Here is a 23,993-nt window from a genome sequence, read left to right as displayed (position 1 = left end):
CAATGGCAACCGTTACCCTCACCAAGCTGACCAAGCGCTACGGCAATATCGGGATCGTGCACGGGATCGATCTCGATATCGCCGACCGCGAATTCATCGCGCTGGTCGGTCCATCCGGCTGCGGCAAATCGACGACGCTGCGCATGATCGCCGGACTGGAAGAGATCAGCGCCGGCTCGATCGAGATCGGCGGGCGCGTCGTCAACGATCTGCCGCCGCGCTCGCGCAACATCTCGATGGTGTTCCAGTCCTACGCGCTCTATCCGCACATGACGGTGCGCGAGAATCTCGGCTTCTCCCTGAAGATCGCGAATGCGGCCAAGGAAGACATGGAGCGCCGCGTCGCAGAGGCCTCGGCCATCCTCGGCCTCGACGCGCTGCTGGACCGACGCCCGTCGCAATTGTCGGGTGGCCAGCGCCAGCGCGTCGCCATGGGCCGCGCCATTGTGCGCGACCCCGATGTGTTCCTGTTCGATGAGCCGCTTTCCAACCTCGACGCCAAATTGCGCACGCAGATGCGCACCGAGATCAAGAAGCTGCATGCCAAGGTGCGGTCAACGGTGATCTACGTCACCCACGATCAGGTCGAGGCAATGACGCTTGCCGACCGCATCGTCATCATGCGAGACGGCCATATCGAACAGGTCGGCACGCCCGACGAAGTGTTCCGGCGCCCGGCGACGCGCTTCGTCGCAGGCTTCATCGGCTCGCCGCCGATGAACCTGCACGAGGCCACGATCGATGACGGCCGGATGGTTTTCGCCAGCGGCGAAAAATTGCCATTGCCCGGTCAGTTCAAGGCCAATGTCGCAGCCGGAGACAAGGTCGTGTTCGGGCTGCGGCCGGACGACATCTATCCGACCGGACACGGCATCAGCTCCGGGGGTGCGGCCGACGTCCACCAGATCGAACTGCCGATCACGGTCACCGAACCGCTCGGCAACGAGACGCTGGTGTTCGTCGAATTCAACGGCACCGACTGGGTTTCGCGCATGCTGAACCCGAGGCCATTGAGGCCGGGCGAGCGGGTGGCCATGAGCCTCGACATGTCGCAGGCGCATCTGTTTGCCACCCAGACCGGAAAGACATTGCGGAGCTGATCGGCATGGCCAAGATCACGAGAGTCGAACTGCGAATGGTGGACCTTGTGCCCAAGGTCAAGCGCACCGACGCGATCCAGAGCTTCGTCAGCCAGGAAACGCCGATCGTGACGATCACCGATTCTGACGGCGCGGTCGGTACCGGTTACAGCTACACGATCGGCACCGGTGGCTCGTCGGTGATGCGGCTCCTCTCCGACCATCTGGTGCCGCGCCTGATCGGCCGCGACCCCGAAATGATCGAGGCGATCTGGCACGATCTCGAATTCGCCACGCATGCCACGACGATCGGCGCGATCACCGCAATCGCGATCGCGGCGATCGATACCGCTCTGTGGGATCTGCGAGCGAAGAAGCAGGGCCTGCCGCTGTGGAAACTGGCCGGCGGTGCCAAGGACCGCTGCCCGCTCTACACGACCGAAGGCGGGTGGCTGCATATCGAGACGCAGGCACTGGTCGACGACGCGCTGGCCGCCAAGGCCAAGGGATTTCGCGGCTCGAAAGTGAAGATCGGCAGGCCGCACGGTTCGGAGGATCTTGCCCGCCTATCGGCGGTGCGCAAGGCGGTCGGCGATGGCTACGAGCTCATGACCGACGCCAATCAGGGTTTCTCGATCGATGAAGCGATCCGGCGCGCGGCAAGGCTGCGCGAGCTCGACCTCGCCTGGATCGAGGAGCCGCTGCCGGCCGACGACATCGATGGGCATGTGCGGCTGTCGAACTCGACGCCGACGCCGATCGCCATCGGCGAGTCGCTTTACTCCATCCGCCATTTCCGCGAATACATGCAGAAAGGCGCCTGCTCGATCGTGCAGGTCGATGTCGGCCGCATCGGCGGCATCACGCCCTGGCTCAAGATTGCCCATGCGGCGGAGGCCTTCGACATTCCGGTCTGTCCGCATTTCCTGATGGAACTGCATGTCAGCCTGACCTGCGCTGTTCAGAACGGCAGATATGTCGAGTACATTCCGCAACTCGACCAATTGACCGGCAAGCGCATACGCATCGAAGATGGCCAGGCGCTGGCGCCGGACGAACCGGGCATCGGCATCGACTGGGACTGGGACGCGGTCAAGGCCATGAGCATCGCCGAATTCACCACGGCGATCACGAAATAGGAGACGGGCATGCAGCGGATGGGGATGGTTCTGGGGCTGAAGCCGGAAAAAGTCGAGGAGTATGTCCGCCTGCACGCCGCCGTCTGGCCCGACGTGCTGACCATGATCTCGGCCTGCAACATCAAGAACTATTCGATCTACCTGAAGCGGCCGGAGAACCTGCTGTTCAGCACCTTCGAGTACCATGGCACCGACTACGAAGCCGACATGGCCAAGATGGCTGCCGACCCCAGGACACAGGAATGGTGGGCGGTCTGCATGCCTTGCCAGGAACCGCTGGCGACGCGCAGGGAAGGCGAATGGTGGGCTGATATGGACGAGGTCTTCCATCATGACTGAAAGCGGTTTCGACCCTGCCTTGCTCGTACAGTCATGGCCCAAACCCTCCAAGCCCCGGCCGATCGTCACCTTCGGCGCCGGCTCGATTGTCGGGGACGCGCATTTCCCGGCCTACCGGAAGGCCGGCTTTCCCGTCGCTGGGCTCTATGATCCCGATCACACCAAAGCGGAAAAGCTTGCTAGCCAATGGGGCGTGACGGCCTTTCGCACACTTGAGGAAGCGGCCGCCGTCGAGGGTGCGATCTTTGACCTCGCGACGCCGCCCACCCGCCATGCCGATGTGCTGAAAGCATTACCTGACGGCGCCGTGGCGCTGATCCAGAAGCCGATGGGCGGCCACCTTGCCGAGGCAACCGAAATCCTCGAGATCTGCCGTTCCAAGAAGCTGCAGGCCGCAGTGAATTTCCAGGGGCGCTTCGCACCGATGATGCTGGCGCTGAAGGATGCCACCGCCAAGGGCTGGCTCGGCGAGATCGTCGACTTCGATGCCTGGCTGGCGTTGGCGACACCGTGGGAGCTGTGGGAGTTCCTGCTCAAGGCACCGCGCGTCGAGATCGCCATGCACTCGATCCACTATCTCGACCTGATCCGGCAGCTGCTTGGAGACCCGCGCGGCGTGCACGCCAAGACGCTCGGCCACCCCAACCATTCGGTGGCGCAGACGCGCACCAGCGCCATTCTCGACTATGGCGACACCGTGCGCTGCGCGCTGTCGATCAACCACGATCACAAGTTCGGTCGCCGGCACCAAGCCTCCGAGTTCCGCATCTGCGGCACCGAGGGCGCGGCCTATCTCAAGCTCGGTCTCAATCTCGACTATCCCACAGGCGAGCCCGATGTACTGGAGATCTATCCCAAGGGCGGAACGGACTGGGTCGCAGTGCCCTTGGCCGGCGAGTGGTTTCCCGACGCATTCGTCGGTCGCATGGCCAATGTCCAACGGTTCGCCGCCGGAGAAGATGCTACACTGATCAGTCCGGTCGAGGACGCATGGAGCACGATGGCGCTGGTCGAGGCCGCGTATCAGTCGAGTGCGGCACCGGCAACGCCGATCGCAGAAAGGCCCTGATGGAACAGATCCAGTATTTCGAGGACTACGAGATCGGCTCGTCACGCCTCACCAGCGGCCGCACCATCACCGAGACCGACTTCGTCGTCCATGCCGGCCACACCGGCGATTTCTTCCCGCACCACATGGACGCCGAGTTCATGAAGACGACGCCATTCGGCCAGCGTATTGCACACGGTACGCTGGTGTTCTCGGTCGGCATCGGGCTGACGGCAACCGTCGTCAACCCTGTCGCCTTTTCCTATGGCTACGACCGGTTGCGCTTCATCAAGCCGGTGTTCATCGGCGACACGATCCGCACACGCACAACCATCGCGGCCAAGGAAGACGATCCCAAGCGGCCGGGTTCAGGACGGGTAATCGAACGCTGCGAAGTGATCAACCAGCGTGGCGAAGTGGTGCTCGCGGCCGACCACATCTACATCGTCGAACGCAGGCCCCCCGCAGGGCTGAGACTCGACCTGATGCCTATGAGCTGGCCTTGGCCATGAAGCCGGACCGAGAATGGTCGTGCAGATCTGGCAAGCGCCATATATGTTGTCGTATTCGTCGACTGTAGGTCTTTCAGCCAACTCCTCTCACGCCAGCCACTCTTTCACCGCCGGGCGAGTAAGAACCGCGCGCATCCGGTCCTCGGCGTCGGCGACAGCCAGCGCCATCGGCGCACGGGTCGGGCCGCAATCGACGCCGATGACGCGGAACGCTGCTTTCATGCCCGGCAGGACGCCGGTTTCCAGCAGCACCTCGACGAAGTCCTGGGACACCATCTGCAGCACTTTCGCCCGTGCCAGGTCGCCGGCGCGGATCGCCTGATCCACTGCCACGTACAGCCTGCCGAGCAAATTGTATGTGGTGCCGATGCCGCCGTCGGTGCCGAGCATGCCGGCGGCGGCATAGATCTCGTCGAAGCCGTAGTAGAATAGTTTTTGCGGCTGCCGCTTGCGCAGCAGCGAATATTTGAAAAGGTCGGTGGAGGTGTATTTGATGCCGACGACATTGCGCAGATCGAGCAGCCGGACCAGCAGGTTGAGCGGCAGCGGCCGGCCGGTGCGCAAGGGGATTTCGTAGACGATCAGCGGCAGGTCCGTCGCCGCCGCCAGCGCCTGGTAGTAGCCAAAGACCTCTTCGTCGGAGAATGGATAGGAATGCGGCGGCAGCGCCGACAGCGCGTGATAGCCGAGCTTTTGCGCCTGCCGTGCCAAGCGGATGGAATCGCGCAGGTTCGGCATGCCGACATGAGCGATCAGCCTGGTGCCGGTGCTTGCAGCACTGGCGAACACCACCTCTTGCTGAACCAGCAATTCGTCCGCCGTCAGCAGGCCGGATTCGCCGCTGCTGCCGCCGACATAGAGCCCGGCCAGGCCCTGGCGCAGGACGTAGTCGTTAATGTTGCGCTGGCGCTGCGGATCGAATTCGCCGGCATCGCTTAGTCCGGTCATCAAGGCGGCATACATGCCCGCCAATTCCTTGGTCATTTGGGAATCCTCAGTCCGTTCGGAAATTTCATTGTGTGGCCTCGCCTGCATGGTGGCAGGCGACGAGATGTTGCCCGGTGATGGGTGAGCCGAAATCGCGCACCTCCGGCGTCACCCGCGTGCAGATGTCGCTCGCCATCGGACAGCGCGGATGAAAATGGCAACCGGGCGGTGGCTTCGACGGATCGGGCACCGCACCGCCCAGCACGATGCGCCGGCGTGTACCGCCGGCCTTGGGGTCGGGCACCGGGATCGCCGACAGCAGCGCGCGTGTATACTGGTGCAGCGGCCTGCCGAACACCCCTGCCGTGGTGCCGATCTCGACGATCCGGCCCAGATACATCACCGCGACACGGTCGCTGAGATAGCGGATCATCGACAGGTCATGACCGATGAACAGATAGGTCAGCCCGAGGCGCGCCTTGAGGTCGTCCAGCAGATTGACGATCTGCGCCTGGATGGAGACGTCGAGCGCCGAGATCGGCTCGTCGGCAATAATGAATTTTGGATTGGCCGCCAGAGCGCGGGCAATGCCGACACGCTGGCGCTGGCCACCGGAGAGCTCGAACGGGTAGCGGTCGCGCAGCGCTTCCCGCAAGCCCACCAGCGCCAGCAATTCACTGACGCGGGCATCGCGCGAGGCGCGCGTGCCGATCTTCTGCGCACGCAGCCCCTCGCCGATAATGCGCCCGACCGTCATGCGCGGGTTGAGCGATCCGAACGGGTTCTGGAAAACCATCTGCATGTCGCGGCGGCGCTGCTTGAGCTGCTCGCCTGTCGCAGCGGCATAGTCCCTGCCCTCGAAGACGATGCTGCCGGCGCTCGGCGGCTCGAGCCCGAGCACCGCGCGGCCGGTCGTCGACTTGCCGCAGCCGCTTTCACCGACCAGCGCCAGAGTCTCGCCGCGCAGCACCTCGAAACTGACGCCATCGACGGCATGCACGGCGCCGACCCGTCGCCTGAGCACACCGCGCCGAATGGGAAAATGCACCTTGAGATCGGCGACGACGAGCAGCGGTTCTTGCTGGAGCGTCGCAGCCGGTGCCGCGCTTGGCGCAGCTGCCGGCGCACGCGGCGATCGCTCGACTTGCCGCCAGCGCCAGCATGCGGCGGTGTGGCCGGCGCCGACCGTTTCCAGTGGCGGTTTCTGCTCGCGGCAGCGCGCCTCGGCATAATCGCAGCGCGGCGCGAAGGGGCAGAACGCCGGCGGCAGGGTGACATTGGGCGGCGCGCCCTTGATCGGCACCAACCTTGTGTTTGCCGCCGTCAGCGATGGAATCGAATTCAACAAGCCGATCGCATAGGGGTGCGTTGTTGCCGAGAACAGCTCGTCGACTGGCGCGCATTCTACGATCGAGCCCGCATACATCACCGCGACGCGATCGGCAAAGCCGGCAACAAGGCTGAGATCATGGCTGATCCAGATGATCGCCATTCCGAGCTGTTTCTGCAGGCGAGCGACCAGCTCGACGATCTGTGCCTGGATGGTGACATCGAGTGCCGTGGTCGGCTCGTCGGCGATCAGGATCGACGGCTTGCAAACCAAGGCCATGGCGATGCCTATGCGCTGCAATTGCCCGCCGGAGAACTGATGTGGAAAGGCGCGCATGCGCTGCGGCGCGTTGGCAATGCCGACGAGATCCAGCATGTCGAGCGCCTGGCGCTGTGCTTGTGGCTGGCTCAGGCCCTGGTGCTCGCGCAGCGCCTCGGTCAGTTGCAGGCCGATGGTCAGCACCGGGTTCAGCGACGACATCGGATCCTGGAAGATCATAGCGATGTCGCGGCCGCGTATCTGGCGCAGTTCGCTGTCGGGCATGGCCAGCAGATCGCGACCGCGAAACAACGCTCGGCCGGCGGTGACGCGGCCGGGCGGCTTGCGGATCAGGCCCATCAGCGTCTGCACGGTGACCGACTTGCCGGAGCCGCTTTCGCCGACAATGGCCAGCGACTGGCCCTCGGCAAGATCGAATGAGACGTCATTGACGGCATAGACGGAGCTGCCTTTGGGGCCGAATTCGACACTCAGCCCTTGCACGGAAAGCACAGCTTGCTGTCCTATCCCCTTTGCAGCCCTGTCGACGGAAAGCGTGTTGGCCTCCATCATTTGCCACCACCGCCCATGATGTGCTGCGGGTCGAGCGCGTCACGTAGGCCGTCGCCGACGAAGTTGACGCTGAGCACGGCCATCGCGATCATCGCGCCGGGCGGGATCCACATCCAGGGCTGGCTCTCGAGGATCGACAGCGTGCGGGCATCGCGCAGCATGTTGCCCCAGCTGGCCGCCGGCGCCTGCGCGCCGAGGCCGAGGAAGGACAGCGAGGCTTCGAGCAGGATGACGGTGGCCACGTCGAGCGTGATCGCCACCAGGATCGGGCCCAGCACGTTGGGCAATATGTGTTCGAGAATGATGACCGACGGCGAGGTACCGAGCGAGCGCGCGGCGAGGACGAATTCCTGGTTGCGCAGCGCCAGGATCTCGCCGCGCGTCAACCGGGCGATGGACGGCCAGCTGAGCAGGCCGATCACCACCATCGTGTTGAAGATGCTCGGGCCGACCACTGCGACGAAGGCGATGATGATGACCAGGCGTGGAAAGGTCAGCACCATGTCGATCAGGCCCATCAGCAAGAGGTCGACCTTGCCGCCGAAATAGCCAGCAATGCAGCCGACGAAGATGCCTATTGCCGCCGAGATCGCCACCGCGACGAAGCCGACCGTCAGCGAGATGCGGCCGCCATAGAGGATGCGGGCAAAGATGTCGCGACCGGTGCCGTCGGTGCCCAGCCAATGCACGCCGCCGGGCGGCTGGTTGCGGCCGCGCAGGTCGATGTCGTTGGGACCGTAGTGCGCGATCAGCGGCGCCAGCATGCAGGCGAGCACGATGATGGCGAGCATGATCAGCCCGAGCGTCGCCAGACGGTGGTTGAGGAAACGGCGCGCCGCCTCGGCCCACAGGCCGCGCGAGGCGCCGGCAGCGATCGTCATATCGGCGGCGGCGACGTCAGTCATAGCTCACCCGCGGGTCAAGCACGCTGTAGGCAAGGTCGGTCGCAAGGTTGGCCAGCATGACGATGATGGCAGTGATCAGCACATAGCCCATGATGACCGGACTATCTCTGTTGACCACCGCGTCGATGAACATCAGGCCGATGCCCGGCCACTGGAAGATCGTCTCGATCACCACCGAGCCGCCGAACAGCGTCGGCAAAGCGAGGCCGAAGACGGTGACCAGCGGGATCAGCGCGTTGCGCAGGCCGTGGCGCAGCGTGATCGTGCTTGGCCTGAGGCCCTTGGCCTTGGCGGTGCGCATATAGTCCTGGTTCAGCACTTCGAGCATGCCGGCGCGGGCGTAGCGCATGAAGATCGCGGCGCGGAACAAGGCGAGCGCGGCGGCCGGCAGGATCAGATGCCTGAGATTGTCGACGAGCGAGAAGCTGTCGCCGGCCGTCGAGATGCCCGACGACGGCAGCCAGCGCAGTTCAAGCGCAAAGACGTAGACGAGCAGCAGCCCCATGAAGAAATCCGGGATCGAGACGCCGACGAAGCCGCCCAGCGTCAGCGAATAGTCGGTCAACTTGTATTGCCGGAGCGCCGAGATCACGCCCAGCGTGGTGCCGATAAGGAAGGCGACCAGCAGTGCCACCGCCATCAGCTCCAGCGTCATCGGCAGGCGCTCGCCGATGATCTCGCCGACGCCGCGGCCATTGACGAAAGAGCGGCCGAGATTGCCGTGCAGGATCTGGCCGATCCAGTTGAGGTATTGGATGTAGAACGGCTGGTCGAGGCCGAGTTCGCCGCGCCGCATCGCGATCAGTGCCTCGCTCGACGGCGCCTCCGCCGTGATCATCGCCAGCACTGCATCGCCCGGCATGGCATGCGCGATCGCGAACACGATGACAGTGACGCCGAACAGCACCGGGATGCTGAGCAGCAGCTTGCGCAAGAGATAGCTGAGCACCGGCTTCTCCTATCGCTGAAGGCGGCTGTTGAGGCGGTTGGTCATGAGGTTCCACCTCATAACCAACCGATGATGGCGTCTACGCAGCGGCCTATTTGGCCACTTCCCACTTCTCGACTTCGTTGTAGACCGGGTGGTTGAAGATCACGAGCGGCTGCTCCTTGAAGTGCTGCGCCAGGCCGACGATGCGGTTGTTGAAAGCCAGCGGCCGCACCTCGTTCCACAGCCAGGCCTTGGGCAGCTCCTCGTTGAGGATGCGTGAGGCTTCCTGGTAACTTTCGGCACGCACGGCTCGGTCGGTCGATTCCAGCCCCTTGTTGAACAGTTCATCGACCTTGGTATTGCAATAGCCCATGCTGAGTGGTTTTGCGCCGCAGACGACGACCGGCGAACCGAGCGAGGGATCGAGCCCCATACCGTTGGCGAAAAAGCCCATCTGGAAGCTGCCGTCGGCATAGGTCTGGTTGATTGCCGCCGGATCGAGCAGGCGCGGCTGGATGTTGACGCCGACGGCGGCCAGATAGCTCTGGATGGCGGTGACGGTGTCGACGTTCATCTGGTCGGAATAGTAGTAGATGAAATCGACCGGCTGGCTGCTGTCCCAGCCCGCTTCGGTGAGCAATTGCTTGGCCTTGTCGGGATTGTAGTCGTAGGGCTCGAGGTCCTTGGCGCGCGCCCAATCCTGCGGAAACAGCGTGTTCGACAGCTCGCCGGCGCCTTGCTTGACCGTCTCGATGATGGCCTTGCGGTCGATGGCGTAGAGCATAGCTTGACGCACCCGCACGTCGACAAAGCGCTTGTTCTCCAGGTTGAACTGCAAGTAGGTCGGCAAGCCGGCGGAGAATTTCGGCAGCACCGTCAGATAGTCGAGCTTCTGCAGCCGGGCGAGTTCGGAGATCGGCACGCCACCGCCCTCATAGGACATGGCGTCGACCTCCTGCGTTTCGAGTGCGGCGATGATCGGCGGCACGTCCTTGTAGATCTGGTAGATGATGCGCTCGAGCTTCGGCGCACCGAGGAAATAGTCTGGATTGCGGTCGACCTCGACATACTGATCGCTTTCGTATTTCTTCCAGATAAACGGGCCGGTGCCGACGCGGTTGACCCAGAAGGCGTTGCCCTTGATATCGCCGGGCGCGACCTTGCCGAGGATGTGTTCGGGAAAGATGCTGATGGCGATAAGCTGCAGCTCGACCCAGAGAGGCTTGGCGCTGTCGAGTTCAATCTGGACAGTCGTGTCGTCAAGCGCCCTGACACCGGCAAGCGAGGAGGCCGAGCCATCCTGGAAAGCCTTGTATCCGGCCACCGCGCCGAGCTTCTGCGCCCAAGGCGAGCCAACCTTGGGGTTGGCGTAGAGGTTGAGGCTGAACACCACGTCCTTGGCGGTGAAGGGCGTTCCGTCATGCCATTTGACGCCGTGGCGCAGGCTGAAGACATAGGTCTTGCCGCCATCGGGCGTCTTCCAGCTTTCGGCCAGCATCGGTTGCACGCCATCGCCCGTCCATTTGATGTGGACCAGTCCCTGCAGCACGGTCTCGTCGAGCCTATGGCCGCACGTGGTGTGCAGTGTTCCCATCTCGATGCAGCCGGTGCGCATGGCGGAACGGAACGTGCCGCCCTCCTCGGCCTTGGCGATCACTGCGGCAAACATCAGCGCCATCGCGGGCACAAGGCTCATCAGCAGTCGTCTCATGGAATTCTCCTCCCATTGCTTTCCGCCGGCCGAAATCGGGGCGATGCCCCTGCTCTAGGCCTGCTCCCGCGTCAGACCCTCGCCTGCCGCGCCGACCGCCGCGCCATTGGCCGGCGGCGACCTCCTCCAACCCTTCGGTTCCGCAAGTCCTCGCTTGCGGCGACTGGTCTAATAGCTTAAAAGGTAGACCATGCACAATATGCCGGTTCGAAAAAAATTGTCCGATGAAGTCCGCCTCCGTCTGGAGGAGATGATCCGCGACGAGGTCTATCCGGTCGGCGGCTCGCTGCCGTCCGAGCGCGACCTGATGTCGATGTTCGATGTCGGGCGCCCCTCGGTGCGCGAAGCGCTGTTTGCGCTGGAGAAAATGGGGTTGGTGCGCATCAACAGCGGCGAGCGGCCGAAGGTGACGCGGCCGACGTCGAAAAATATGCTGGAGCAGTTGACCGGCACGGCGCATCTGTTGATGGACCAGCCCGACGGCATCGGCCATTTCGAGCAGCTGCGGCTGTTCCTCGAAGTTTCGATCGCGCGCCATGCCGCCGAGGTGGCGACGCGCGAACAGGTCGATGCGCTGGCGGCGGCACTTGCCGAGAACGAGCGCGCCATCCCGCGCGCTCGCGCCTTCGCCATCACCGATGTGGCGTTTCACCGGGTGTTGACCGCGATTCCCGACAACCCGATCTTCCTCGCCGCGCATGAAGCGCTGGTGGAATGGCTGATCAACCAGCGCATCCATATGGCCAACACCGAGGTGGAGAACCGCAGGAGCTTTGCCGGCCACAAAGCCGTGTTCGAGGCCATCGAGCGGCACGACCCGGAAGCTGCCGGCCGAGCGATGCGCGAGCATCTGGAAAACGCCCGGCGCAAGTTCAATTCGGGTCTGGCGAAACCCGACTAGGCTCGCCTGTCTTCACGCTTCGATCTTCATGCCGTCATCTCGGTATTTGGCGCCGCACAGCGATTGGTCGGGCCGCGTCAGAAAGCGACCTTGTCGCCGCCTTTCAATGACAGGATTTCACGTGCCTCGTCGGGCGTCGCCACTTCCATGCCGAGCCCTTCGATGATCTTGCGGGCTAGGAGCACTTGTTCTGCGTTCGATTTGGCAAGCTTGCCCTTGCCCGCCCACAGGCTGTCCTCCAACCCAACGCGGATGTTGCCACCGAGTGAGGCTGATTGCGCGGCGATCCGCAGTTGGCTGGCGCCGGCGCCCAGCACCGACCAGCGGAACTGGTCGCCGAACAGCCGGTCGGCAGTGCGCTTCATATGGGCCACGTCTTCGGGATGCGTGCCGATACCGCCAAGCAGCCCGAACACCGACTGCACGAAGAAGGGCGGCTTCACCAGCCCTCTGTCGGCGAAATGGGAAAGGTTGTAGAGATGGGCGATGTCGTAGCATTCGAATTCGAAGCGCGTGCCATTGTCGTAGCAGGTCGCCAGGATGTACTCGATGTCCTTGAACGAGTTGCGGAAGACGAGGTCGCGCGTCGCTTCCAGATGCGGCTTTTCCCAGTCGAACTTGAAGGTCTCGTATTTGTCGGCGAGGTGATAGAGCCCGAAATTGATCGAACCCATATTAAGCGAGGCGACCTCGGGCTTGAACTGGGCGGCTGGGCGCACACGCTCCTCGACCTTCATGTAGGGGCTGCCGCCGGTGGTGATGTTGATAGCGGCTTTGGTGCCTTGCTTGACGCGTGGCAGGAAGCGGGCGAAGGCCTCCGGCGTCTGGTCGGGCTTGCCGGTCTCCGGGTCGCGGGCATGCAGATGCAGGATCGCGGCACCGGCTTCCGCCGCGGCGATTGCGTCCGAGGCAATCTGGTCGGGTGTGATCGGCAAATAGGGCGACATCGTCGGCGTGTGGATCGCGCCCGTCACCGCGCAGGTGATGATGATCTTGCCCTTAGTCTGCTGGACGCCGAGCTTGCGGGTCGTCTCGATCATCGTCCATACTCCTGGTCCGATTTTTTCTTGTGCGCCGCCAGCGCCATCAGCCGGCGGTCGCGCCATACCTGACGCTCGCCGAGGTTCTCGCGCGGCAGGCGTTCGCGGCGGTCGGATTCGACGGTCTTCATCACCTCGCCCGCCCAGTCGACGCGGCGCAGCATCTGCGGAAAGATGTTCGAATAGATCGACTGATAGCGCTCGACATAGTCGCGCACGCCGCCGGGCGCGTTCAGATCGATTGTCTCGAACGGACCCATGAATGACCAGCGCAGCGCCAGTCCCTCGCGGATGCCGATGTCGACATCCTCGACACTGGCGTAACCGTCGGCGACAAGCCGGAACGCTTCCTCAAGCAATGCGCCTTGCAAGCGGTTCATGATGAAGCCGTCGAGCTCGCGCTTCATCACAAGCGGTGCGTGGCCGGCATCGATGAGGAAGGCGCGGGTCCTTTCCAACGCCTCGGCGGACGTCCACGGCGCCGGCACGACCTCGGCTGCCGGAATGAGATAGGGCGGATTGATTGGATGTACGACCAGGCAGCGATGGCGCCCTTGCAGATGGTCGGTGAATTTCGATGGCAAGAGCGCCGAGGTGGAGCTGGCGATGATCGTTTGCGGATCGGCAAGCCTGTCGATCAGAGAGAATACGCCACGTTTCACCTCCAGGTTTTCGGGCGTGTTCTCCTGGACATGGGCTGCACCGGCCAGCGCCTCCGCCAACTCGGCGACGATTGCGATCCGGCCGAGCACGGCGTCGACCGCCTGTCCTCGCAGGAGGTCGTTCCGGGCGAGATCGCCAAGCACGCCGGCAACGTAGTCGCGGGCGCCACCTGTCGCGGCGGGCGACTGGTCCCACATCCGCACATCATGGCCGGCACGGGCAAAGCTGATCGCCCAGGCTCGCCCAATGAACCCGCTTCCGACAATTGCGACATTGGCCATGGATTATTCCTCAGAGTGTTTCGACATTGCCGTCGACGCCGAGCGACTGGCCGGAAATGTTGATGCCCGCGTCGGAGAGCAGGAAGGCGACCATCGCGGCGACATCATAGGGGCTGGTCATGCGGCGCAGCGAGATGTTCTGCAGATAGCGATCCCTCATCTCCTCATGGCTGATGCCGACCTGCTTGGCACGTGCCGAGATGACGCGTTCGATGCGCGGCCCCTCGATGATGCCGGGTAGGACGGCGTTGACCCTTATGCCGTGCGGCCCGAGTTCCTTGGCGAGACTCTGCGTGAAACCGATGACGCCGAACTTCGCCGCCGAATAGGGCGTGCGGAAGGCGTAGCCATGCCGGCCTGCCGCCGATGACATCGAGACGATCGAGCCGCCGCCCGCCGCCTTGATCAGCGGCACCGCGCGTCGGGCACACAGGAACTGGCCGGTCAGGCAGATGTCGATGCAATGTCGCCAGTCCGCCGGATCGATCTCCTCGACACCGCCGGTCGGTCCGGCAATGCCGGCATTGTTGATCAGCGCATCGAGACCGCCGAGCTTTTCCTTAACGGCTTCGAAAAGCCGGTCGACGTCGTCGTCGCGCGAGACATCGGCCTTGATCGCGGCGACCAGATCGATCTTGCCGGGAGCAGCGGCCAGCGCCTCGTCGGAAACGTCGCAGACTATGATGCGAGCGCCGAGCCGCGACAACGTGTCGGCTATGGCAAACCCGATGCCTCCAGCGCCTGCCGTCACCAGCACGCGCTGGCCTTTCAGCCCGGTCAGAAAGTCGTCCTGCATGCAACAGCTCCAGCGAGATTCCTGACTATATAGAAACGAGACTGGCGTGGGTACGCGATCCGCGCAAGTGAGAGCCGGTCGAGCTACGGGCAACGGGGGACGCGCGGCCGGAGACCGGCAGTCATGACTTGGGGCATTCACCGTTATCGGATTGCCAAGGTATGGTAGTGTGATTATACCAGTTGATAAGCTGACGACGGGCGATGCCGTCGGATGAGATCAGGAGTAGTGGCCAGATGACAACGATTGCGCTGTTCGGTGCCGGCGGGAAAATGGGGTACCGCCTATCAACTAACTTTCGCGGATCGCCCTACACGATACGCCATGTCGAGGTCAGCGGGGCCGGCCGCGAACGGCTGAAGACCGGACTGGGTTTCGATGCGGTGAGCGCCGACGAGGCGCTCAAGGGCGCCGACGTGGTGATCCTGGCCGTTCCGGACACGCATATCGGCAAAGTGGCGACTAGCATCGAGAGCCAGCTGGCGCCGGGCACGATGGTGGTGGTGCTCGACGCGGCGGCACCTTTCGCCGGTCATCTGCCGAACCGGCCGGACCTCACCTATTTCGTCACCCACCCCTGCCATCCGCCAATCTTCAATGACGAGACCGACATGGCGGCCAAGAAGGATTATTTCGGCGGGGTCAAGGCCAAGCAGCATATGGTCAGCGCCTTGATGCAGGGACCGGAAGAGGATTACGCCAAGGGCGAGGCGATCGCGAAAATCATCTGGGCGCCGGTCATGCGCTCGCACCGCGTCAGCGTCGAACAGATGGCGCTGCTCGAGCCCGGCCTTTCGGAGACGGTCTGCGCCTCGCTGCTGGTGGTCATGAAGGAGGCCGTCGACGAGGTCGTGGCACGCGGCGTCGACAAGCAGGCGGCGCTCGACTTCCTGCTCGGCCATATGAACGTGCTCGGCGCCGTCATCTTCGGCGAGACCAAGGGCGTGTTCTCGGACGCCTGCAACAAGGCGATCGAATTCGGCAAGCCGGTTCTGATGCGTGACGACTGGAAGCGCGTCTTCGAGCCGGAAGAGATCGCCGCCAGCATTCAGCGCATCACCTGACAGACGACAGGCGCTTGCCATCGCGCCTCGATGTGCCTGCGTACTGTTTTCCGGCGTCCAGTTTGCGATCATCAGGTACATATCACCTGAATTTGTGGTTGACTCATCATACCAGTTGGCTTAGCTGTTCTTGGCTCGGATCGACAAGGTTTCGCACGAAGCCTTGGCGAGGGGAGGATGGCCGGGGAGCAACGATCCGTGGAGGGGAAGCCATCGACGGCTTTGGCCCGAAAGCGATCTGCCGACCGCGCCGCTGACGAATTCGAATGCCGAGGCCTTGGTTGACCAAGGCAATTTTTCAAAAGGGAGGACTTCATGAAACTCACACGCAGAATGACGCTTGCGGCTTTCGCCGGCATGCTGGCGCTTGGCACGGCGATGCCCGCCTACGCGGCGGATCTCATCGCCATCATCACACCCTCGCACGACAATCCGTTCTTTAAGGCGGAAGCAGTCGGCGCCGAGGCCAAGGCCAAGGAACTCGGCTACGAGGCGCTGGTCCTCGTCCATGACGATGACGCCAACAAGCAGTCGGAGCTGATCGACACCGCGATCGGTCGTGGCGCCAAGGCGATCATCCTCGACAATGCCGGCGCCGACGCCACAGTCGCCGCCGTACAGAAGGCCAAGGATGCGGGAATCCCGTCCTTCCTGATCGATCGCGAGATCAACGCCACCGGCGTCGCCGTGGCGCAGATCGTCTCCAACAACTATCAGGGCGCCCAACTCGGCGCGCAGGAATTCGTCAAGCTGATGGGCGAGAAGGGCAATTTCGTCGAGCTGGTCGGCAAGGAATCCGATACCAATGCCGGCATTCGCTCCAAGGGCTATCACGACGTCATCGACGACTATCCGGATCTGAAGATGGTCGCGCAGCAGTCGGCCAACTGGAGCCAGACGGAAGCTTATTCCAAGATGGAATCGATCCTGCAGGCCAACCCCGACATCAAGGGCGTCATCTCCGGCAACGACACGATGGCGATGGGCGCCAATGCAGCACTTGCCGCCGCGAACCGCAAGGATGTCATCGTCGTCGGCTTCGACGGATCGAACGACGTGCGCGACTCCATCACCTCGGGCGGCATCAAGGCGACCGTCCTGCAGCCGGCTTTCGCGCAGGCGCAGATGGCGGTCGAGCAGGCCAACGACTTCATCAAGAATAAGAAGTCGCCGGCCAAGGAAAAGCAGCTGATGGACTGCGTTCTGGTCAATGGCGACAATGCCGCCAAGCTTGAGACCTTCGCGCTGACCAACTGAGCCAGCGTGATTTGAACAGCGAGGGGCGAATTTCGGTTCGCCCCTCGCCGCCATTTTCTGTGGGCCGACCACCACCAGCTGAACAACAGGCCATCATGCTGAACACCAAGCCGAACTGGCCGATCCTTGCCGTGATGATCGGCATCAGCCTGACCGCCTGCAAGATCCTGCCGACGAAATCGGCAGACGGCGGAAGTGCGCCCGCCTTCGATCCGGACAAGATGGTGGAAGAGATATGGGCGGCGAAGGTCGTGCCTTATCTCGAACAGAAAGCCGGACCGTTTCCGCAAGTTCACACACTGGCAACAACCGATGCCGCTTCTGCCGGCGCCAAATACGGCAATCCGAACAAGCAGGCGAACGCGCCGTGGACCTTCGCGGTTCGCGTGGAGGGCAAGATCGTCGCTGCGAACATGCAGTCCCGCGCGGCGACGGTCGACATTGATGTCGACGGCGACAGCAAGGCCGATGCGCGGGTGCAGATCGGACCGGCGGTGCGCGGCACCGCGCTGCGCGACAGCCTGGACTTCATCCAGTTCAACGACTTCACCAACCAGATCGACTTCGCCCAGTTCGGCAAGGCGTTCAACAGCTACGCCGACAAGACAATGCTGTCCAAGCTGCCGCGGGAAGCGCTGGAGGGCCGCAGCGCCAAGGTGCTCGGCGCCTATACGCTGGGCAGCGGCCAGGACCTGCCGCTGGTAACTCCGGCGGAGGCAGAAATCGGGTCGAAGCCATGAGCGCGGCCGCAGAGCGCGACATCATCCTGAAACTGGAGGACGTCTCCAAGGTCTATTCCGGAACCATTGCGGTCAAGCGCGCCAATTTCGAGGTGCGAAAGGGCGCGGTCAACGTGCTGGTCGGCGAAAACGGCGCCGGCAAGTCGACGCTGATGAAGATCATCGCCGGTGTCGAACGGCCGACAGCCGGCCGCATACTGCTGGAGGGCGAAGAGGTGTCCTTCTCGTCGTCCGGCGATGCGGTGAACCGCGGCATCGGCATGGTGTTCCAGGAACTGAACCTGTTCGGCAACATGAGCGTCGCCGAGAACATTTTCGCCACCCGCGAAATCACCAACCGCTTCGGCAAGATCGACCGCAAGGAACAAGAGCGCCGCGCGGCGGAATTTCTGGAACGCCTGCAAGCCGGCATACGGCCCGACATGCTGGTCGAGGATCTGCGCATCGGCCAGCAGCAGCTGGTCGAGATCGCCAAGGCGGTCTCGCTCGACGCGCGCATCCTGATCATGGACGAGCCAACCTCGGCGCTGAGCGCGGCGGAAGTCGAAATCCTGTTCAAGGTGATCGCCGACCTCAAGGCGCGCGGCGTCGCCATCGTCTACATCTCGCACCGGCTGGAGGAACTGATCCGCATCGGCGACTACATCACCGTGCTGCGCGATGGCCACATCACCGGCCAGGAGGAGATGAAGAACGTCGACACGCGATGGATCGTGCGGCAGATGATCGGCTCCGATGCCAAGGATTTCGCCAAGGCCGACGGTCATATTCCCGGCGAAGAAATCTTCCGCGCCGAGGACATTTGCCTGCCGCGTGCCACCGGCGGGCTTGCAGTCGACCATGTCTCGCTGTCGCTGCGAGCCGGCGAGATCCTCGGCATCTACGGCCTGATGGGCGCCGGGCGCAGCGAGTTGTTCGACTGCATCATGGGCCGCCACAGCCATTCGACGGGTGCGATCTTCATTGGCGGCAAACAGGTCAAGGAGCACGATACGACGCGGCGCATCCGGCGCGGGCTGGCACTGATCCCGGAGGACCGCCAGCGCGAAGGGCTGGTGTCGATCCTCTCGGTCGCCAGCAACCTGACGCTGGCCAGCCTGTCGCGATTTGCCAGCCTGTTCCATATCCGTGGCGCCGACGAAAGGCAGGCGGTGACACAGATGGTGCGGGAACTGGCGATCAAGGTCGCCGACCCGGCGCAGGAGGTTTCGTCACTGTCGGGCGGCAACCAGCAGAAGGTGGTGATCGGCAAGGCGCTGCTCACCGGACCCAAGGTGCTGTTGATGGACGAGCCCAGCCGAGGCATCGATGTCGGCGCCAAGGCGGATGTGTTCCGCACCATGCGCAAATTGTCCCGCGACGGCTTAGGGATTCTTTTTGCGACCTCCGATCTCGACGAGGTCATGGCCCTGTCCGACCGCATCGCGGTGATGAGCAACGGAAAACTGACCGGCATATTCGATCGCGCAGAAGCGACGGAGGCGGTACTCGTCGCTGCCTCGGCGCTTGGCCACGGACCGGTTCGACAGATGGAGAGCACCGCGCATGACTGACATCCCAGCCAAGGCGGCCGCTCCCTCCGCTTCCAGCGGCTCCGTGCTGTTGACGCTGATGAAGCTCAGGACCTTCATCGCTCTCATCGCCGTCCTGATCTTCTTCTCGATCGCGGCGCCGAATTTCCTGTCGACCGCCAACCTGATCCTGATGTCGAAGCACGTGGCGCTGAACGCGTTCCTGGCGATGGGCATGACCTTCGTCATCATCACCGGCGGCATCGACCTTTCGGTCGGCTCGATCGTCGGCCTGTGCGGCATGGTGGCCGGCTATCTCGTGCTCAACGGCATCGACCTGCAGATCGGCTACACCATCTATTTCAACGTCTTCGAGATCGCGCTGATCACGCTGGCGGTCGGCATATTAATCGGCGCCGTCAACGGGTTGCTGATCACCAGGCTGAACGTCGCGCCGTTCATCGCCACGCTGGGCGTACTTTATGTCGCGCGCGGCCTGGCGCTCTTGTCGTCGGACGGACGCACCTTCCCCAACCTCGTCGGCAAGCCGGAGCTTGGAACCACCGGTTTCGGTTTCCTCGGTGCCGGCCGGCTGCTTGGCCTGCCGGTGGCGATCTGGATCCTGATCGTCGTTGCACTGGGGGCCGCCTATCTCGCCAAGTACACACCGCTCGGGCGCCACATCTTTGCCGTCGGCGGCAATGAACGCGCGTCGCGGATTTCGGGCGTCCGTGTCAACATGGTGAAGATGTTCGTCTATATGTTCTCAGGTTTCTGCGCGGCGATCGTCGGCCTAATCATCTCGTCCGAGCTGATGGCTTCGCATCCGGCGACAGGCGAAAGTTTCGAGCTCAACGCCATTGCGGCGGCGGTGCTCGGCGGCACGTCGATGTCGGGCGGCCGCGGCACGATCGGCGGCACCATCGTCGGCGCGTTCGTCATCGGCATTCTTTCGGACGGATTGGTGATGATGGGTGTGAGTTCCTTCTGGCAAATGGTGATCAAGGGCCTCGTCATCATCGTCGCCGTCGTCGTCGACCAGGCGCAGCGCCGGCTGCAGAGCCGCGTAACGCTGATGCAAATGGCAAAGGCGGGCTGATCATGGCGGAGTTGCGGGGAGCACTGATCGGCTGCGGCTTCTTTGCCGTCAACCAGATGCATGCATGGCGCGACATAGCAGGCGCCTCGATCGTCGCCATCTGCGACCGCGATCCGGAACGACTGCGGATCGTCGGCGACCAGTTTGGCATCGCGAAGCGCTATATCGACGCGGCGGAGATGTTTGCCGGCGAAAGCCTCGACTTCGTCGATATCGCCACCACCGCGCCCAGCCATCGCCCGCTTGTCGAGATGGCGGCCGCCCATCGCGTTCCGGCGATCTGCCAAAAGCCGTTCGCGCCGACGCTCGCCGACGCCAAGGCGATGGTGAGGGCTTGCACCGACGCAGGCGTGCCGCTGATGGTGCATGAGAATTTTCGCTGGCAGTCAGCGATCCAGGCGGTACGCGCCGTGCTCGACAGCGGCGAGATCGGCACGCCTTTCTTCGGGCGCATCTCCTTCCGCTCAGCCTATGACGTGTTTTCCGGCCAGCCCTATCTGGCGACGGGAAAGCGCTTCATCATCGAGGACCTCGGCATCCATATCCTCGACATCGCCCGCTTCCTGCTCGGCGACGTCTCGACGATCACGACACGAACGGCTCGCATCAACCAAGCGATCGCTGGTGAGGACGTCGCGACCATGCTGATGGATCACGTGAGCGGCGCGATATCTGTGGTCGATTGCAGCTACGCGACGAAGCTCGCCACCGAGCCGTTCCCCGAGACGCTGATCGAGATCGACGGCAGCGATGGCACGATCCGGCTGGCACAGGGATACCGGCTCACCGTGACCGGCAAGAACGGCACGGCCGTCACCGACGTTTCGCCGCCGCTGCTGCCGTGGACATCGCGGCCCTGGCACAACATCCAGGAAAGCGTCGTCGCCATCCAGCAGCACTGGGTAGACTGCCTGGCAAAGGGAATTGAACCGGCGACCTCTGGCGCCGACAATCTCAAAACCTTTGCGTTGGTCGAGGCCGCCTATGCGGGTGCCGTGAGCCGCCAACCGGTGCAGCTCGACGCCTTGCTGAAATGACCACCGACGCCTTCCCGCTCTATGGCACGCGTGCGGTAGAAGCCGAGCCGGTCAGGCTGAGCGCAGGCGCGCTCACCGCCGACTTCGTCAACGGCAATCTGCGCACCATCCGCCATGGCGGCACCGAAGTGCTGCGCGCCATCGCCTACATCGTCAGGGATCGCGACTGGGGCACCTATGAGCCAGTGCTGACGGACCTTGCCATTGACCAAGACGCAGACACTTTCTCGGTCAGCTATTCGGCAAATTGCACCGGGCCGGACGGAAGCCGGCTGGGCTTCCGCGCCGCGATCAATGGCTCCGCCGATGGCCGTCTGGTCTTCGACGTCAGCGCCCTACCCGAAGGCGATTTCGAAACCAATCGCTGCGGCTTCTGCATCCTGCACCCGATCGCTGGCCTCGCCGGCAGCCCGGTTACGATCGAGCATACGGACGGCCGCATCGTCGCGACGAGATTTCCCGAACTGATCGATCCCTGGCAGCCTTTCAAGGATTTGCGGGCGATCACGCACCCAGTTCGGCCTGGCGTCATTGCCGAATGCCGGATGGAGGGCGACACTTTCGAGATGGAAGACCAGCGCAACTGGTCGGACGCCTCCTACAAGACTTATGTGCGACCGCTGGCGCTGCCATGGCCCTATGTGCTGGCCGCCGGCCAACCTCTGCGGCAGACGATCAGCCTGCGCATCACTGGTGAAGGCAAAGCGCCGGCTGCCGCCGTGGCCAGCGAGCCGGTCCGCGTTGAACTCGGCGAAGCCGGACCGAGGCTGCCCGATGTCGGTGTGGTCATCTATCCCGAGGATGTCGAGACGGCGCTGGCGAACCTCGCTTTGCTGGCGACACTCGGGCCCCAACAACTGCTGTTTCACTACGATCCGACGCGCGGCCACGGGCTCGACGCTTTGCGTGCTTTCGCCCGGCTCGCAACTGCCTACCCAGTTGAGACGACCCTCGAATGCGTCGTTCCCTGCGTCGGCGGTCTCGATGCAGAGCTGTCAGGCGTCGCCGACCTGGTGCGCCAGGCCGGGCTGAGCCTATCGGCCATTGCGGTGTCGCCTTCGGTCGACCGGCAGTCGACGCCGCCGGGCAGCGCGTGGCCTGAGTGCCCGCCACTCGAAGCGGTCTATGCCGCGGCGCGGCGCGCCTTTCCCGATATCCGCCTCGGTGGCGGCATGTTCAGCTATTTCACAGAGCTCAACCGCAAGCGCGTGCCGGCGGACCAGCTCGATTTCATCACCCATTGCACCTGCCCGATCGTGCATGCGGCCGATGATCTCAGCATCATGCAATCGCTGGAGGCGCTGCATTTCGTCACCCAATCGGCACGAGCGATCTTCGGGACAAAACCCTACCGGATCGGTCCGTCGACGATTGCCATGCGCCAAAACCCCTATGGCGGCGCGACCAAGCCCAATCCCGGGGGACAGCGCATCGCCATGGCCGACAGCGATCCTCGTCATGCCGGCCTTTTCGCCGCAGCGTGGACGATCGGATATGCCGCGCGTGTGGCACCGGCCGGGCTGGAGATGCTGACGCTTTCCAGCTTCACCGGGCCATTCGGCGTGCTGGCGTCATCCGGGGAACCCGTCGCGGAAGGATCACCCCGGCCGATCTTCAGGGCGATCAAGGGACTTTGCGAGATGGCCGGCCTTGCGCATGTGGCGGCAAGGACGAGCGATGAGACGAAGGTGCTGGCGCTGGCAGGTCGTTCTGCCTCGGGCGAGACTATCGCGTGGCTGGCGAACCTGACGGCGGACGACGTGCCGGTCGACATTTCAGCTTTTGGCCGAGGCCACCTCGTGATGACCCCTTACGCGATAGTCCGGATCGGCTGAAGTTACTTTTCGGAGTTCATCACATAGAGCGCGCGCGAGCGCTCAAGGTGCTTGATCATCGCCTTCTCGGCGCCGTCGGCATCCTTGTTCTCGATGCGGCCGATGATCTCTTCGTGCTCGGTCAGCGTGAAGTTTTCCTTACCGGTCCAGATCAGCATTTCGGTGTGATATTCCTTCAGCCAGCCCAGCATCGCCTCGCTGACGGCGACATAGATCGGATTGCCGGAGATCGCGGCGATCTGGGTATGGAACTTCATATCGGCGGAGATGAAAGCCTCGGAATCACCGCGAAAGCCGCGCTGTTCGGCAATGGTGGCGCGCAGCCGCTGCACGTCCTCGGCGGTGGCCTTTTCGGCGGCTTCCCTGACCATGCCGCGCTCGAAGAAGATGCGCGCGGTCTTCAGATGTTCCAGCGTGTCCTTCGATGACGACAGGATGATCTTGGCCGCGCCATCGACCTGCTTGATGATCGACTTGGCTGTCAACTGAAGCACCTTGGCGCGCTCGCCATGCGAGATCGCGACGAGCCCCATATTGCTCAGCGCCTGCATCGCCTCGCGGATCGCCGGCCTGCCGACCTCGAAGCGCTCCATCAGCTCTCGCTCTGATGGCATGTCGTCGCCCGGCATCAGTTCGCCGCTGGTGATCAGGCGCTTCAGCCGCAAGAAGACCTCATCGGAAAGCTTGCGTCGGACAATCGGTTCCGAACGGTTCATCGTCGCGAATCACTCCCTTGACCCGGCCATATCTAACACTGCCGCCACAATTCCCCGAAATTGCCCTCTGTCGATCCGACCAAGGCTTCCAGCGGATATGTCTTGCAATACTTAGGTACTCATTATACCAGATTTCGCACACTGGTGAATCTTTTTCGAATGCTCGGTGTCGGTAGCACACGATATGTCCGGTTTAGGTAGCACACGATCTGTCCGGTAAGTCTTGACCTTTTAAACGGGGTCAGGATGCGCCGGTCGGAAGCCAATCAAGGTGTGCGAATGATCAAGTTCCGAGACGTAT

Annotated in this window: 22 protein-coding genes; 13 read left to right on the top strand and 9 right to left on the bottom strand. The window is 63.3% G+C overall.

The window, feature by feature from the left end; translation table 11 throughout:
- Positions 1–2 precede the first annotated feature (2 nt).
- From NKH57_RS10420 to NKH57_RS10400, 5 genes are read left to right on the top strand one after another with little or no spacing between them, the layout of a single operon-like run.
- The gene (locus tag NKH57_RS10420; RefSeq protein ID WP_352943967.1) at positions 3–1,100 is read left to right on the top strand and encodes an ABC transporter ATP-binding protein; all 1,098 of its coding nucleotides are present in this window, start codon (positions 3–5) and stop codon (positions 1,098–1,100) included.
- Positions 1,101–1,105: 5 nt separating this feature from the next.
- Positions 1,106–2,218, top strand: coding sequence for a mandelate racemase/muconate lactonizing enzyme family protein (locus NKH57_RS10415; RefSeq protein ID WP_352943965.1), 1,113 nt, complete (start codon positions 1,106–1,108; stop codon positions 2,216–2,218).
- A gap of 9 nt (positions 2,219–2,227) precedes the next feature.
- A complete protein-coding gene (locus NKH57_RS10410) occupies positions 2,228–2,557 on the top strand; it encodes an L-rhamnose mutarotase (RefSeq protein ID WP_023756704.1) in 330 nt (109 codons plus the stop codon).
- Entirely contained in the window at positions 2,550–3,626 is a 1,077-nt protein-coding gene (locus tag NKH57_RS10405; RefSeq protein ID WP_352943963.1) for a Gfo/Idh/MocA family protein, read from the top strand. Before NKH57_RS10410 ends, NKH57_RS10405 begins: the two co-directional genes overlap by 8 nt.
- Complete coding sequence (locus NKH57_RS10400) at positions 3,623–4,117, top strand: MaoC/PaaZ C-terminal domain-containing protein (RefSeq protein ID WP_352944082.1); 495 nt, start codon at positions 3,623–3,625, stop codon at positions 4,115–4,117. Before NKH57_RS10405 ends, NKH57_RS10400 begins: the two co-directional genes overlap by 4 nt.
- A gap of 87 nt (positions 4,118–4,204) precedes the next feature.
- On the opposite strand, the gene NKH57_RS10395 is transcribed toward NKH57_RS10400, so the two are convergent.
- The 5 genes from NKH57_RS10395 to NKH57_RS10375 all read right to left on the bottom strand — a co-directional run bounded on the left by NKH57_RS10395 (position 4,205) and on the right by NKH57_RS10375 (position 10,752).
- The gene (locus tag NKH57_RS10395; protein WP_352943961.1) at positions 4,205–5,101 is read right to left on the bottom strand and encodes a dihydrodipicolinate synthase family protein; all 897 of its coding nucleotides are present in this window, start codon (positions 5,099–5,101) and stop codon (positions 4,205–4,207) included.
- A gap of 28 nt (positions 5,102–5,129) precedes the next feature.
- Positions 5,130–7,205 carry a dipeptide ABC transporter ATP-binding protein gene (locus NKH57_RS10390; protein WP_352943959.1) on the bottom strand — a complete coding sequence of 692 codons (2,076 nt, stop codon included), beginning with the start codon at positions 7,203–7,205 and terminating at the stop codon, positions 5,130–5,132.
- The gene (opp4C, locus tag NKH57_RS10385; RefSeq protein WP_352943957.1) at positions 7,202–8,110 is read right to left on the bottom strand and encodes an oligopeptide ABC transporter permease; all 909 of its coding nucleotides are present in this window, start codon (positions 8,108–8,110) and stop codon (positions 7,202–7,204) included. The genes NKH57_RS10390 and opp4C overlap by 4 nt, the downstream gene beginning before the upstream one ends.
- Positions 8,103–9,059: an ABC transporter permease gene (locus NKH57_RS10380; protein WP_352943955.1), complete on the bottom strand. Its 957-nt coding sequence runs from the start codon at positions 9,057–9,059 to the stop codon at positions 8,103–8,105. Before NKH57_RS10380 ends, opp4C begins: the two co-directional genes overlap by 8 nt.
- 91 nt (positions 9,060–9,150) lie before the next feature.
- Positions 9,151–10,752 carry an ABC transporter substrate-binding protein gene (locus tag NKH57_RS10375; RefSeq protein WP_352943953.1) on the bottom strand — a complete coding sequence of 534 codons (1,602 nt, stop codon included), beginning with the start codon at positions 10,750–10,752 and terminating at the stop codon, positions 9,151–9,153.
- Positions 10,753–10,942: 190 nt separating this feature from the next.
- Between NKH57_RS10375 and nanR the strand changes: the two genes are divergently transcribed.
- Positions 10,943–11,653 carry a transcriptional regulator NanR gene (gene nanR, locus NKH57_RS10370; RefSeq protein ID WP_352943951.1) on the top strand — a complete coding sequence of 237 codons (711 nt, stop codon included), beginning with the start codon at positions 10,943–10,945 and terminating at the stop codon, positions 11,651–11,653.
- Positions 11,654–11,730: 77 nt separating this feature from the next.
- On the opposite strand, the gene kce is transcribed toward nanR, so the two are convergent.
- The 3 genes from kce to NKH57_RS10355 are packed head-to-tail and all read right to left on the bottom strand — an operon-like array spanning position 11,731 to position 14,433.
- Positions 11,731–12,693 carry a 3,5-dioxohexanoate:acetyl-CoA acetone transferase gene (kce, locus tag NKH57_RS10365; RefSeq protein ID WP_352943949.1) on the bottom strand — a complete coding sequence of 321 codons (963 nt, stop codon included), beginning with the start codon at positions 12,691–12,693 and terminating at the stop codon, positions 11,731–11,733.
- Positions 12,690–13,637, bottom strand: a complete 948-nt coding sequence (locus NKH57_RS10360; protein WP_352943947.1) for a 3-hydroxyacyl-CoA dehydrogenase — start codon at positions 13,635–13,637, stop codon at positions 12,690–12,692. Before NKH57_RS10360 ends, kce begins: the two co-directional genes overlap by 4 nt.
- 10 nt (positions 13,638–13,647) lie before the next feature.
- The gene (locus NKH57_RS10355) at positions 13,648–14,433 is read right to left on the bottom strand and encodes an SDR family oxidoreductase (protein WP_352943945.1); all 786 of its coding nucleotides are present in this window, start codon (positions 14,431–14,433) and stop codon (positions 13,648–13,650) included.
- A 236-nt stretch (positions 14,434–14,669) separates the two neighbouring features.
- Here NKH57_RS10355 and NKH57_RS10350 point away from each other — a divergent pair, with 236 nt between their 5' ends.
- The 7 genes from NKH57_RS10350 (at position 14,670) to apnL (ending at position 22,976) form a co-directional block, all read left to right on the top strand.
- Entirely contained in the window at positions 14,670–15,497 is an 828-nt protein-coding gene (locus NKH57_RS10350) for a phosphogluconate dehydrogenase C-terminal domain-containing protein (RefSeq protein ID WP_352943943.1), read from the top strand.
- Positions 15,498–15,812: 315 nt separating this feature from the next.
- Positions 15,813–16,754, top strand: a complete 942-nt coding sequence (locus tag NKH57_RS10345; protein WP_352726189.1) for a D-ribose ABC transporter substrate-binding protein — start codon at positions 15,813–15,815, stop codon at positions 16,752–16,754.
- Between the two features lie 95 nt (positions 16,755–16,849).
- A complete protein-coding gene (locus NKH57_RS10340) occupies positions 16,850–17,494 on the top strand; it encodes a DUF2291 family protein (RefSeq protein WP_352943941.1) in 645 nt (214 codons plus the stop codon).
- Positions 17,491–19,047 carry a sugar ABC transporter ATP-binding protein gene (locus tag NKH57_RS10335; RefSeq protein WP_352943939.1) on the top strand — a complete coding sequence of 519 codons (1,557 nt, stop codon included), beginning with the start codon at positions 17,491–17,493 and terminating at the stop codon, positions 19,045–19,047. Before NKH57_RS10340 ends, NKH57_RS10335 begins: the two co-directional genes overlap by 4 nt.
- On the top strand, positions 19,040–20,104 hold the full coding sequence (locus NKH57_RS10330) for an ABC transporter permease (RefSeq protein WP_127412150.1): 1,065 nt from the start codon (positions 19,040–19,042) through the stop codon (positions 20,102–20,104). The genes NKH57_RS10335 and NKH57_RS10330 overlap by 8 nt, the downstream gene beginning before the upstream one ends.
- Positions 20,105–20,106: 2 nt before the next feature.
- The gene (locus NKH57_RS10325; protein ID WP_352943937.1) at positions 20,107–21,141 is read left to right on the top strand and encodes a Gfo/Idh/MocA family protein; all 1,035 of its coding nucleotides are present in this window, start codon (positions 20,107–20,109) and stop codon (positions 21,139–21,141) included.
- Positions 21,138–22,976 carry a D-apionate lactonase gene (gene apnL, locus NKH57_RS10320; protein WP_352943935.1) on the top strand — a complete coding sequence of 613 codons (1,839 nt, stop codon included), beginning with the start codon at positions 21,138–21,140 and terminating at the stop codon, positions 22,974–22,976. Before NKH57_RS10325 ends, apnL begins: the two co-directional genes overlap by 4 nt.
- Positions 22,977–22,978: 2 nt before the next feature.
- Here the strand turns inward: apnL and NKH57_RS10315 are convergent, their stop codons facing one another.
- Complete coding sequence (locus NKH57_RS10315) at positions 22,979–23,692, bottom strand: transcriptional regulator NanR (RefSeq protein ID WP_352600665.1); 714 nt, start codon at positions 23,690–23,692, stop codon at positions 22,979–22,981.
- Between the last annotated feature and the right edge of the window lie 301 nt (positions 23,693–23,993).

The sequence above is a fragment of the Mesorhizobium sp. M1050 genome (genome assembly GCF_040318715.1).
In the GTDB taxonomy this organism is placed as follows: domain Bacteria; phylum Pseudomonadota; class Alphaproteobacteria; order Rhizobiales; family Rhizobiaceae; genus Mesorhizobium.
The sequence above is the reverse complement of the archived record's forward strand: the minus strand, read 5'-3'. Positions and strand labels throughout refer to the sequence as shown.